This window comes from Bacillus sp. IBL03825 (assembly GCF_024712505.1).
In the GTDB taxonomy this organism is placed as follows: Bacteria; Bacillota; Bacilli; order Bacillales; family Bacillaceae_G; genus Bacillus_A; species Bacillus_A wiedmannii.
Genome location: NZ_JAMXKE010000001.1, coordinates 1,148,709 through 1,160,670 on the forward strand (window position 1 = coordinate 1,148,709; position 11,962 = coordinate 1,160,670).

Genomic DNA, 11,962 nt, shown 5'->3' on the forward strand with positions numbered 1-11,962 from the left:
ATTTTAAATAAATAATAATTACTATGAAAGAAAGAGGAGGATCCCCCTAGATGAATCCAAATAATCGCTTAACAACAAACCAAGGTGCTCCAGTTGGAGACAACCAAAATTCTCGTACAGCAGGTCGCCGTGGACCGGTATTATTAGAAGACTATCATTTAGTAGAAAAACTGGCTCACTTTGATCGTGAACGTATTCCAGAGCGTGTTGTGCATGCACGTGGTGCAGGTGCTCACGGTGTATTCGTAACGAAAAACAGCATGAAGCAATATACGAAAGCAGCATTTTTACAAAATGAAGGAACTGAAACGCCTGTATTTGTTCGTTTCTCAACGGTTATTCATGGTCAAGGTTCTCCGGAAACAGCTCGTGATCCACGCGGGTTCGCTGTTAAATTTTATACAGAGGAAGGAAATTACGATATCGTAGGGAACCATCTACCGGTCTTTTTCATTCGTGATGCAATTAAATTCCCTGATATGGTGCATTCTTTAAAACCAGCACCTGATACAAATGTTCAAACACCAGATCGTTACTGGGACTTCATGACGTTAAGTCCGGAATCTACACATATGATGACGTGGGTATTTTCTGATTACGGTACACCAGCAAGCTATCGCGAAATGGAAGGTTTCGGTGTCCATTCATTTAAATGGATTAATGCAGAAGGTAAAATCGTCTATATTAAATATCACTGGAAACCACAGCAAAGTGTACGTAACTTAAGTGCAAAAGAAGTGCAAGAAGTACAAGGAAAAGACTTCAACCATGCAACTCGTGACTTGTTCGATGCAATCGAAAAAGGAAACTATCCGAAGTGGGATTTACACGTACAAGTGATGCAACTAGAGGAAACGGATTCTTTAGATTTCGATCCATTAGATCCGACGAAAGTATGGCCAGAAGATCGCTTCCCATTAATGGAAGTAGGGACGATGACGTTAAATCGTAACCCGAAAAACTTCTTCGCAGAAGTAGAACAAGTGGCATTTTCTCCAAGTGCAACTGTAAATGGTATTGAACCATCTGAAGATAAATTATTACAAGGTCGTTTATTCTCTTATCCAGATACACAGCGTTACCGTCTTGGTGCGAACTACTTACAAATTCCTGTAAACTGCCCGTACGCAGCTGTTCATAACCAACAACGTGATGGTGCGATGCAAATAAATCAAAATCCATCTACAATTAACTACGAACCGAGCCGTCATACTGAAAATCCAGTTGAAGACCCGACTTACCGCGATTCAACTATGAAAGTAGAAGGTTATGTATCTCGTGAAAAAATTGATAAACCAAATGATTTCAAACAAGCAGGTGAGCGTTATCGTTCATTCTCTAAAGAAGAGCAAGACAATTTAATTGCAAACTTAACAAATGACTTAAAAGACGTAAATGAGCGCACGAAATTACTAGCTATTTGTAACTTCTTCCGTGCAGATCACGATTACGGAATGCGTTTAGCACAATCTTTAAATGTTGATATTACGCAATATGTGGGAAATGCTCCGAAATAAATAGGAAAAGACGACTGTTAAGCGGTCGTCTTTTTATTTGTAGTGTTTGCTATTATAAAAATGTTTATAGCGATTGGGAAACAAGGTGATGAGCGCGCTGCGTTTATAAAAAATAAAGCGATGGCTGAGACGTTTCAAATTGCGATGGGGCTAATGGTACTTGAGGTGATTCCTTTTATTTATCATCGTTTTAATGAAACGGTAGGAATACTGTTTAATCCAGTTCGCTTTTTAGCTGTAATAGCGATTGCGTTTCTTATTATATTAAGTTTGAATAAAAGTAAGTATGGTGATTCGTAAGTTATACCGGAGTATTCTTCAGTTTCGTCATGTAGGAATTTATTGGTAAATCGATATATTTAAAAAATCGTCGATATATTCACTGGAATACTAGGTGGGGTATCTAACGCTGACAAGTACAATAAAAAGAGATGCAATCTACTACTAATAGACTGCATCTCTTTTTTAGTTCACCCGCTCAGTGTACTCGTAAGCTTTCTCTCCGTGCATCGAAATATCAAGTCCCATATGTTCTTCGTGTTCATCTACCCGAACAGGGAGGAAGAAGTTAATTATTTTAATAATGGCATACGTCATGATGATCGTGAATGCATATGTTGCGCCGATTGCTACCAGTTGTTTGAACAGTAAAGCGGCGTTTCCGTAAAATAATCCGTTCGCGCCATCACTGTTTACAGCAGTAGTTGCAAATAGTCCTGTTGCAATACCGCCCCAAGTTCCGCCGATACCGTGGCATCCGAATGCATCAAGTGTATCGTCGTATCCGCATTTCATTTTTAAGAAGAAGACTGCGCCGAAGCATAATACGCCGCCAATTGCTCCGATAAGAAGAGCGGAGAAAGGTGTAACGAACCCGCAAGCTGGTGTAATAGCGACTAGACCGGAAACTACACCACAAGCAGCTCCCATCGCAGTCGGTTTTGATTGGAAGAACCATTCTGAAAGCATCCAAGTTAATGCAGAGGCAGCAGCGGCTATATTTGTATTAATAAATGCAGTTAAAGCTACGTCGTTTAAAGATAATGCACTTCCGACGTTAAAACCGAACCAGCCGAACCATAGTAAGCCTGCGCCTAACATTGTGAATGGTAAATGGTGAGGAGAAGTACCGTTTATATTTTTTCGTTTTCCAAGAAAAATGGCTAATACAAGGCCGGCCACGCCAGATGTAATATGAACGACGTTACCACCAGCGAAGTCTAACGCGCCAAGTTCTCTTAGCCATCCACCAACGCCCCATACCCAATGAGCGACAGGATTGTAAACGATTGTTGTCCATAGAAGGATGAAAATAAGGAAAGCAGAAAATCGCATTCTTTCGGCGAATGCACCTGAAATTAAAGCGGGAGTTAAAATAGCGAACATGAGTTGGAACATCATAAATAAATTGTGAGGAATAGTAGATGAGTAGTCTGGATTTGGTGCGTAGGTAACGCCGTTTAAACCGAACCAATCGAGTGTACCGATAAGTCCGTGCCAGTCTGGTCCGAATGATAAAGAATAGCCGATCACAATCCACTGAATCGAAACGATAGCCATTGCGCTATAGCTATGCATTGTCGTACTGAGTACGTTTTTACTGCGAACCATGCCCCCGTAAAAAAGTGCCAATCCTGGTGTCATTAACATGACCATTACTGTCGTTACAAACATAAAAACCGTATCTCCCATATTCATTCTCTCTCCTCCTATAATGTTAGAAATAATAACATCAACTTGTTATGTTTCATATCATATTCGAAATGAAATGAAAAATCAACTAAAAATTCAGAAAATTTATACTTCATGTTAGAAAATCTAACATGAAGTATTTTGAGGAGAAAGAAATCAACATATGCGATTTGTTCGGAAAATTGGTATAATATTCTTATAATTAAAAAACATGGGGGATGCGTGTGGGAAAAATACGGACTAGGAAACTATTCATTTGTTTTTGTTTAGCTGTCGTCTTATTTGTACCAATACATACGTTTGCAGACGGAAAAAGAGAGTGGAGAGACGAAGTTATATATTCCATTATGATTGATCGCTTTAATAATGGAGAACCGAAAAATGACAAGCAGTTAGAAGTTGGTAATTTAGAAGGATATCAGGGCGGAGATATAAGAGGGACTATAAAAAGACTGGATTACATAAAAGAAATGGGCTTTACCGCTGTTATGCTTTCTCCACTTTTTGAAAGTGGAAAGTACGATGGGTTAGACGTGCACAATTTTCAAAAGGTAAATGAACATTTTGGAACAGAAAATGATGTGAAAGAATTTGTACAAGAAGCGCACGCAAAAGGAATAAAAGTTGTACTTCAATTTCCGCTTGGAGAAAACGAACAACAAGTCATTGACGCGATGAAATGGTGGATCAAAGAAGTTGATTTAGATGGAAGCTATGTGATGCATAGTGAAAAAATGTCGCGTTCTTTCTGGGATGACGTGCAAAAAGATATGCAAGCGATAAAGAAAGATTTTCGTATTATGACAGAGGAAGATAGTGAATATAACGAAAAAATAGTAGAATCTTTTTCTAAAGTGGATGTATCGGTGAAACCTTTATATGATGTGAGTAAAAAAGAAGGGGAATCCGTTACATTTTTAGATAATCAAGATACAAAAAGGTTTGCCCGTATTGCAAAAGAGAATATGAATTATCCGCCATCTCGTTTGAAACTAGCTCTTACATATTTATTAACAGCACCAGGCATTCCGAATTTTTATTACGGGACTGAAATTGCATTAGATGGAGGAGATACACCGGATAATAGACGATTAATGGATTTCAAATCAGATGAGAAATTTATGCAACACATAACGAAACTCGGTGAACTGAGACAAACGAGACCGTCTTTACGACGCGGTACGTTTGAGCTTTTGTATGATAAAGATGGAATGAGTGTACTAAAACGAAAGTATAAAGATGAAGTGACAGTAGTAGCGATTAATAATACGAAAGAAACACAAAAAGTTGCTTTACCTGTAAGTGTGATTGGTGAAAAACAAGAGTTAAAAGGATTGTTAGAAGATGAAATTATAAGAGAAGAAAAAGGAAAGTTTTATCTCGTTCTAAAGCGCGAAGAATCAAATGTGTATAAAGTTAATGGAGAAACAGGTGTGAATTGGTTATTTATCTCTTTAATCGTCGGTGTGAACGTATTGTTTATTGCGTTTTTAACATATATCCGAAAGAAGTCTCCTTCCTCAGGCGCGTGAAAGACGATAGTCTAGCGGCAGGTGGGAGATGAATTTCGGTTTGGCGTAGCCAAACATTTGGTTTTCCTATTTATTTTGCCTCTGATATAATCAGTCTTATAAGAGGGGAATTTTGGTATAACAATGAAAGTAGATAATAATCTTGTAGTGTTCAGGTTGTGTGATCACCGTCATAGCTTATGGAAAATGAGGTGAATGGATATGCCAAAGCAGAATAAGGCGTATAAATTTCGTCTGTACCCAACAGAAGAACAAGCACATCTCATACGAAAAACATTCGGGTGTGTACGTTTTGTGTATAACAAAATGCTGGCTGAACGAATAGAAGTATATGAAAAATATAAAGAGGACAAGGAAGAACTAAAGAAAAAAATCCCTACTCCTGCAAAATATAAGACAGAATATGAATGGTTGAAAGAAGTTGATTCATTGGCATTGGCCAACGCGCAATTAAACTTGCAAACTGCGTATAAGAATTTTTTTAGTGGTCAAAGTGATTTTCCTACATTCAAAAGTAAAAAGAGTAGAAAATCCTATACAACGAATCGAGTAAACGGAAATATTATGTTATTTCATGGTTATATCAAATTACCAAAGTTGAAAATGGTGAAACTGAAGCAACATAGAGAAATCCCGCCAAAACATATCATCAAATCGTGTACGATTTCGATGACACCTACTGGTAAATACTATGTGTCCATCTTGACTGAATATGAAAAAGAGATTGTACAAAAAGAAGTACAAAGTGTAGTTGGATTAGACTTCGCAATGGCTGAATTGTATGTGAGTAGCGAAGATGAGAAAGCCAATTATCCTCGCTTTTATCGTCAGAGGTTAGAGAAATTAGCGAAGACACAACGAGTATTAGCAAGACGTGTGAAAGGTTCAGAGCGCTGGAAGAAACAACGCATTCATGTAGCGAAATTGCATGAAAAGGTCGCCAATCAACGTAAAAATTTTCTTCATCATAAGTCTAAGGAATTAGCTACGAGTTTTGACGTTGTAGCAATCGAAGACTTACATATGAAAGGAATGTCACGAGCATTTAGATTTGGTAAGAGTGTAGCGGACAACGGTTGGAGGATGTTCACGACATTTTTAGCATATAAGCTACAAGAACAAGGGAAACAGCTTGTAAAAATAGATAAATGGTTTCCTTCTACAAAGATGTGTAGTAATTGTGGAAATAAAAAAGAAATGCCATTATGTGAACGCATGTATGCGTGTTTGTGTGGACTCACAATTGGCCGTGATTATAATGCAGCGATCAATATCAAAAAGGAAGCCATTCGCTTATTAGTGTTGGCATAAATAGTAACAAAATAACCTTTGGAACAAGGGAGTTAGCTCGGCTGTCCTAGGACAAATTCGTTAGCTATCAAAAGTAGCGATGAACCGAGAAGCCCCCACTCGGGGTAAGCTCGTAAGAGGTATTAAGTGGTGGGTAGTTCACTTGCGGTTAAAAAGAGACGGAAATGAGTCGCGTTGTTCTTTAGTAGCTCGTCTTCAGTTTAAGGTAAGGCGTTGCTTTTAAGGAGTATGAAAAGGCCTCTAATGAGAGGTATTCCCAGGCTAGGGAGAAAACTTTCTCCCTAGCCTGTTTTTGTGTGGAGTGCTATCGCCTTGAAATGCAGCTGAGCAAAGAAGTGAAAAGACCTATAGAACAAACAACAATTGCAACTATACTAATTTTACATTACATTAAAGGGTGAAAAATATTCTGATACTCATTGAGAGCTATATTTGAGGAGGAAAAATGGAATTTTACGATTTGGGTATTACCATTAAAGAACTTAGAATGAAAAAAAATATATCACAATCCGAATTATGTCATGGAATATGTTCACAAAGTCAAATTAGCAAGATCGAAAAAGGTGTGATTTATCCATCTAGCATATTGTTATATCAATTATCAGAAAGACTTGGTATTGATCCAAATAATATATTTGCACTAACTCAAAACAAAAAATTTAAATATATAGAAAATGTAAAATGTGTAATGAAGGATTGCATAAGACAACATCAATATAAAGAGCTTTATGAAATAGTAACAAAAGAAAAAAACTTAAATAATTTTCGAATAAAAGAAGATAAACAATTTCTAATATGGCATGAAGCAATTGCTATATATCGTGTGAATAACTCAATAAAAACGGCTTTAACTCTTTTAAATAATGCATTAAAAATAACTGTAACGAATATTGATTTTTTAACAGAGAGAGAAATAGATATTATGCAGACAATGGCTATATTTCATGCAGAAAATAAAGAATATAAAGAGAGTATTAATATATTAAAAAGATGTTTAAATAATTTTAATAAGCTAGATTTTCCTAGAGATAAAGAAATTAAATTAAAAATCATTTATAATTTAGCAAAATGTTTAAGTTACACATATCAATACGAAGAAGCAAAAAAATACATTGATAAGGGTATCAAATTAGCTATTAATCTAAATACTTTATACTTATTGGGTGAACTATACTATGAAAAAGGTTCGAATTTATTAAAGCTTAAACAATCTAATAAAGAAAAAGTTGCTAATAACATGAAAAAAGCGTTATTTATATTTGAATTAACAAAAAACGAAAAAAAATTACAAATAATTAAAGAAGAATATTTCGAAAAACATAATTGCTAAATAAATACTTATAGTACAATAAAACCCACAGGAAAAGTTCCCGTAGGTTTTACACTTATAAACCTCTTAATATTTTTTATAAACTTGATTCTAAAATATTATTACTTAATATGAATTTTTGAATGAAAGTTTACTTAACGTACTTTTTATTTTGAAATCTGCATCCTTATTAACACCTTATACTTCTTTTCCTTCCATATTACAATTAAGATGGTTCAAGTAAGAGGAAGGCAACTTAAAGTGTTTTTTTATGACCTTTATCATCAACTATTTAGTGCTTCTTTAAATTATTACATAACATAGGTTTTTTGTACCAAGCTTTGTGAATGCAATTAGATTTATCCTTTAGTGTAGTCATATTATTAGAACATCCTTTAATATTTAGAGAGAATATAGCCAATAAAAAACATATTATTAATTTCTTCAAATAACCACTTCTAACTCTTTTATAATTAACTTTTTTTCACAAAATAAGATCCCTTATTAATTTTACATTACATTGAAGGGTGGAAAATATTCTTATACTCATAAATTGTTACGCTTGATTAGGGAGAGAGATTTTGGTTTATGGAGGTAGTTGTGGTGACTTTGGTTTGGGATTCAATTGATAAGGAAAGTGATTCAAGTTGAAGGGAAACGTCCTAAGAAGTCTTTTCCTTATTTTTAAAAGGGCATGCTCAATTCCATGTATAAAAAAATTCTACAATGAGACCTAGTCTAACTACGCGGTCACCTGTAAGGTATTCGTATGAATAGACTCTGTTCGCTCAGTAATTTTCACCGTAAATACCCTCTTGTCCTTGTCATATTGTTCCTATATGACAAAAAGAAAAACTCCTCTAATTAGAGGAGTTTTTCTTTTTAGCGGTAGTTAATAAATTGTACGTCAATCGGTAAGTCAGCGCTGCGAACTGCTGCGATAACTGCTTGTAAGTCATCACGGCTTTTCGCTGTAACACGTACTTGGTCATCTTGTACTTGTGTTTTTACTTTTAATTTCATTTCTTTAATGATGTTGTTAATTTTTTTCGCGTTATCTTTATCGATACCTTGTTGAAGTGTTGCGCGTTGGCGAACAGTGTTACCAGTCGCTGCTTCAACTTTTCCGTAATCCAAGTTTTTAATTGGAACGTTACGTTTTACAAGTTTAGCAATTAGAACGTCTTTTACTTGGTCTAATTTGAACTCATCGTCAGAAGTTAAAACTAGTACTTCTTTTTCTAATTTAATATCACTTTTACTTCCTTTAAAGTCATATCGGTTTTGGATTTCCTTTAATGCGATGTTAATTGCGTTTGTTACTTCAGGTAATTCTACTTTCGAAACGATGTCAAAAGAACTCTCTTTTGCCATAGTTAGCACCTCCAAATAAATTTCTAATCTTTTTATGTACTGTACATACTAAAGTATAGCTGAAAACGAGTCTGGACTTAAGTGTTTTCATACTTATATTTATGTAACCTCATTTTATTATAGTGAATTTTGGGCAGTTGGACAAATAAAGGAAAAATCGTGTTATAATTAACTTTTGTTTGGAATGATAAAAATATAAAAAGTTAATTTTATATATATAGAAGGGAATTAAAAAATATGTATTTACAATTAGGAGCGATTGAACAGGTAACTGTTTTACGCGAAACGGAAATCGGATATATGGTTGGGAATGAAGAAGAAGAAATTTTCCTACATAAAAACGAATTAGTTGGGGAAATTGAAGAAGGCGATACGATTGATGTATTCTTATACCTTGATCATCAAAATCGTGTTTCAGCAACAATGAAGGAGCCACTTATTACAACTTTTGATTGGAACTGGGTAAAAGTTGTAGAAGTTATCCCTAGTTTAGGTGTGTTTGTTGATATTGGTGTATCAAAAGATATACTAATCCCAGCTGACGAGTTCCCAATTTATATGCCAGTATGGCCTGAAGTTGGAGACGAATTATATTGCACGTTAAAATTAACGAATCGTGATCGACTTATCGCTCTTCCGGCAAGAGACAGTGATATGCAAGAGATTATCGTAGATGCGACACCATCTATGCGTAATAAAAACGTAAATGGACGTGTGTATCGTTCACTTCAAGTTGGTTCATTCATACTAACTGATGAGCATTTCCGTGCTTTCTTACACCATACTGAAAGAAAAGAACAAGTCCGCATCGGTGAACGTGTAACGGGCCGTATTATTGACGTGAAAGATGACGGTACAATTAACATTTCACTTCTTCCTCGTAAAGAAGAAGGAATGGAAGATGATGCTGCTGTAATTTATGCATATATGGAAGAACGAGGCGGAGCAATGCCGTTTTGGGATAAGAGCCACCCAGAAGACATTAAAGAACGCTTCAACATGAGTAAAGCTGCATTTAAGCGCGCGCTTGGTAAGTTGATGAAAGAAGAAAAGATTTATCAAGAAGAAGGTTGGACGTATTTTAAGAAGTAAATTAAATAAAAAGCACCGCCTTATTTTGCTGTAAAAATAAGGCGGTGCTTTTTTAATTCTCTTGCTCATGCGCAAGAGTAAACGTATCTTTCAAGTCACTATCATTTATTTTAATATTTGCCTTTTTTAATTCTTTTTGTAGTAATTTGTGACTAAATGTAGGATCGGCAATACGTTCTTCTTCTAAGTTTTTACGAATAGAGTCTTTCACTTCATCATAGGGCTTTAACTCTTTTTTATCAGTTAATTTAATAATATGATAACCGTTTGTTGATTTAACGGGATTGCTAATTTGTCCGACTTTTAGTTTATAGGCCGCTGTTTCAAATTCAGGCGCCATTCTGCCTGAATTGAAGTATCCAAGGTCTCCGTCTTTTTCTTTTGATAGTAGATCTTGCGATTCTTGTTTTGCTAGTTCTTCAAATGAAGCACCAGCATCTAATTTTTTCTTTATTTCTTTCGCTTCATTTTCGTCACTTACTAAAATGTGACTCGCTTTAATTTCTGGTTTATAGTGATCTTTCACGTCTTTTTCTGTAACACTTTTCTTAATCGCTTCATTCATAGCAAGTTTGAACTTAATTTGATTTTTGAAATCAGCTTCATCTTTTAAACGATTGTTTTCTAGTACTGCTGTGAATTGATCTCCGTATTGATTTTTCGCTTTTTGTACTTCTTTATCTACATCATCGTCAGATACTTTATATTTTTTCGTGATAACGTCTTGTGCCATCATTTCGTATAGCATGTCTTTTCCGTAACGATCTTTCAACTGTTTTTCGAAGTCGCTCTTCGTAATGGTTGAGTCTGTTGCCGTAGCGACTGTAGCTGAGCTATTTTTTTGTCCGCAAGCAGCTAGCATTAATATACTTATTAGTGCAGTAATAATGAAAATGTGTTTCCCTCTCATGCCAACACCTCATCCGAATATGTTATCGCTATTGTAGAATATAGAAGTGAACATGAAGTGAATTTTTAATGTTTTTTCCTGTGAAATGTAAAAAAAAGTACATCAACAATACTGTTGATGTACGATGGAATCAAAGGTGATCGGTCTTTTTAGAATAGGCACGTTTCCCTTGCTGAATATTTTTTTGTTCTTGCTCATTTTTTTGCGTACGCTTTGCGTTATTATCGCGTGCCTTTTTGTCGTTATCACTCGTATGTGGCATATGTATCAACTCCATTTCTAAACGTTGTACGTTTATCATTTCCTTTTTCGTAAAGACTATGTATAGCAGTGCATTCATGAATAATAAAGGTGGATTAGAAATGGATTTGAAGTTGAATTATACCGAACTTATAAAGAAGTTAATCGTTGTAATCGTCGCTGGTTTGTTAAACGCGATTGGAATGAATTTATTTTTAACGCCAGCGAAAGTGTACGCGAGTGGCTTTGCGGGATTATCTCAATTGTTATCACAAATATTAGGTGACTTTTTATCTATTCACATATCAACGGGGGTGTTGTTTAGTTTGTTTAATATTCCCGTCGTTATTTTAGCGTGGAAAAAGGTTGGAAAGGCCTTTACTTTCTTTAGTTTTCTTTGCGTTATATTTATGACTTTGTTTCTAGAAATTATCCCGGTTAGGGCGGTTTCGAACGATATCATATTGAATGCGATTTTTGGCGGGATTATTTCAGCGATTGGAGTAGGAATTGCGTTGAAGTGGGGGGCTTCTACAGGTGGTTTAGATATTATCGCCATGATTTTATCAAAGATTAAAGACAAGCCTGTCGGTACGTACTTTTTCTTCTTTAATGCACTGATCATTATCGCCGCTGGCTATGTGTATGGATGGGAAAAAGCATTATATACTTTGGTGACTTTGTATGTTTCAACTCGAATTATCGATGCGATTCATACGCGGCATGTGAAGATTACAGCATTAATCGTTACGAAGAATGGGACAGATGTACGAAAGGCGATTCATTCACGCTTAGTGAGGGGGATTACAACTATCCCAGCAACAGGTGCTTATACAAATGAAAATAAGGAAATGTTAATGATTGTTATTACTCGTTATGAACTGTATGAATTAGAGAGGGTTATTAAACAAGTGGACCCAGGTGCATTTACAAACGTACTGCAAACGGTCGGGGTGTTTGGATTATTTCGAAAAGATTAAAGAGG

The 11,962-nt window shown here is 35.5% G+C and carries 11 protein-coding genes; 7 read left to right on the forward strand and 4 right to left on the reverse strand.

The window, feature by feature from the left end:
- The first annotated feature begins 50 nt into the window (after positions 1–50).
- Complete coding sequence (katB, locus tag NHG49_RS05980) at positions 51–1,517, forward strand: catalase KatB (RefSeq protein WP_064476830.1); 1,467 nt, start codon at positions 51–53, stop codon at positions 1,515–1,517.
- A 60-nt stretch (positions 1,518–1,577) separates the two neighbouring features.
- Entirely contained in the window at positions 1,578–1,817 is a 240-nt protein-coding gene (locus NHG49_RS05985; RefSeq protein WP_240368429.1) for a hypothetical protein, read from the forward strand.
- Between the two features lie 165 nt (positions 1,818–1,982).
- Here NHG49_RS05985 and NHG49_RS05990 read toward each other — a convergent pair whose 3' ends face one another.
- Positions 1,983–3,215: an ammonium transporter gene (locus NHG49_RS05990; protein WP_064476828.1), complete on the reverse strand. Its 1,233-nt coding sequence runs from the start codon at positions 3,213–3,215 to the stop codon at positions 1,983–1,985.
- 212 nt (positions 3,216–3,427) lie between these two features.
- Between NHG49_RS05990 and NHG49_RS05995 the strand changes: the two genes are divergently transcribed.
- The 3 genes from NHG49_RS05995 (at position 3,428) to NHG49_RS06005 (ending at position 7,382) form a co-directional block, all read left to right on the forward strand.
- Positions 3,428–4,741, forward strand: coding sequence for an alpha-amylase family glycosyl hydrolase (locus tag NHG49_RS05995; RefSeq protein ID WP_149173340.1), 1,314 nt, complete (start codon positions 3,428–3,430; stop codon positions 4,739–4,741).
- Between the two features lie 201 nt (positions 4,742–4,942).
- On the forward strand, positions 4,943–6,052 hold the full coding sequence (locus NHG49_RS06000; RefSeq protein WP_149173339.1) for an RNA-guided endonuclease TnpB family protein: 1,110 nt from the start codon (positions 4,943–4,945) through the stop codon (positions 6,050–6,052).
- Between the two features lie 445 nt (positions 6,053–6,497).
- Positions 6,498–7,382, forward strand: coding sequence for a helix-turn-helix domain-containing protein (locus NHG49_RS06005; protein ID WP_088048320.1), 885 nt, complete (start codon positions 6,498–6,500; stop codon positions 7,380–7,382).
- An 861-nt stretch (positions 7,383–8,243) separates the two neighbouring features.
- Here NHG49_RS06005 and NHG49_RS06010 read toward each other — a convergent pair.
- Positions 8,244–8,735: a YajQ family cyclic di-GMP-binding protein gene (locus tag NHG49_RS06010; RefSeq protein WP_061678717.1), complete on the reverse strand. Its 492-nt coding sequence runs from the start codon at positions 8,733–8,735 to the stop codon at positions 8,244–8,246.
- A 237-nt stretch (positions 8,736–8,972) separates the two neighbouring features.
- Between NHG49_RS06010 and NHG49_RS06015 the strand changes: the two genes are divergently transcribed.
- Positions 8,973–9,827 carry a CvfB family protein gene (locus NHG49_RS06015; protein ID WP_064476825.1) on the forward strand — a complete coding sequence of 285 codons (855 nt, stop codon included), beginning with the start codon at positions 8,973–8,975 and terminating at the stop codon, positions 9,825–9,827.
- Positions 9,828–9,879: 52 nt separating this feature from the next.
- Here the strand turns inward: NHG49_RS06015 and prsA are convergent, their stop codons facing one another.
- Positions 9,880–10,737 (reverse strand): peptidylprolyl isomerase PrsA, encoded by an 858-nt coding sequence (gene prsA / locus NHG49_RS06020; protein WP_064476824.1) that lies wholly within the window; start codon positions 10,735–10,737, stop codon positions 9,880–9,882.
- Positions 10,738–10,867: 130 nt separating this feature from the next.
- Positions 10,868–10,999 (reverse strand): DUF3941 domain-containing protein, encoded by a 132-nt coding sequence (locus tag NHG49_RS06025; RefSeq protein WP_001120851.1) that lies wholly within the window; start codon positions 10,997–10,999, stop codon positions 10,868–10,870.
- A 100-nt stretch (positions 11,000–11,099) separates the two neighbouring features.
- Here NHG49_RS06025 and NHG49_RS06030 point away from each other — a divergent pair, with 100 nt between their 5' ends.
- Positions 11,100–11,957, forward strand: a complete 858-nt coding sequence (locus NHG49_RS06030) for a YitT family protein (RefSeq protein ID WP_064476823.1) — start codon at positions 11,100–11,102, stop codon at positions 11,955–11,957.
- Positions 11,958–11,962: the final 5 nt, after the last annotated feature.

Bases quoted from the DNA above. Each gene is read 5' to 3' on its own strand.
- katB (WP_064476830.1), top strand. From the start codon at position 51: ATGAATCCAAATAATCGCTTAACAACAAACCAAGGTGCTCCAGTTGGA.
- prsA (WP_064476824.1), bottom strand. From the start codon at position 10,737: ATGAGAGGGAAACACATTTTCATTATTACTGCACTAATAAGTATATTA.
- NHG49_RS05985 (WP_240368429.1), top strand. From the start codon at position 1,578: ATGTTTATAGCGATTGGGAAACAAGGTGATGAGCGCGCTGCGTTTATA.
- NHG49_RS06025 (WP_001120851.1), bottom strand. From the start codon at position 10,999: ATGCCACATACGAGTGATAACGACAAAAAGGCACGCGATAATAACGCA.
- NHG49_RS06000 (WP_149173339.1), top strand. From the start codon at position 4,943: ATGCCAAAGCAGAATAAGGCGTATAAATTTCGTCTGTACCCAACAGAA.
- NHG49_RS06010 (WP_061678717.1), bottom strand. From the start codon at position 8,735: ATGGCAAAAGAGAGTTCTTTTGACATCGTTTCGAAAGTAGAATTACCT.
- NHG49_RS06030 (WP_064476823.1), top strand. From the start codon at position 11,100: ATGGATTTGAAGTTGAATTATACCGAACTTATAAAGAAGTTAATCGTT.
- NHG49_RS06015 (WP_064476825.1), top strand. From the start codon at position 8,973: ATGTATTTACAATTAGGAGCGATTGAACAGGTAACTGTTTTACGCGAA.
- NHG49_RS05995 (WP_149173340.1), top strand. From the start codon at position 3,428: ATGCGTGTGGGAAAAATACGGACTAGGAAACTATTCATTTGTTTTTGT.
- NHG49_RS06005 (WP_088048320.1), top strand. From the start codon at position 6,498: ATGGAATTTTACGATTTGGGTATTACCATTAAAGAACTTAGAATGAAA.
- NHG49_RS05990 (WP_064476828.1), bottom strand. From the start codon at position 3,215: ATGAATATGGGAGATACGGTTTTTATGTTTGTAACGACAGTAATGGTC.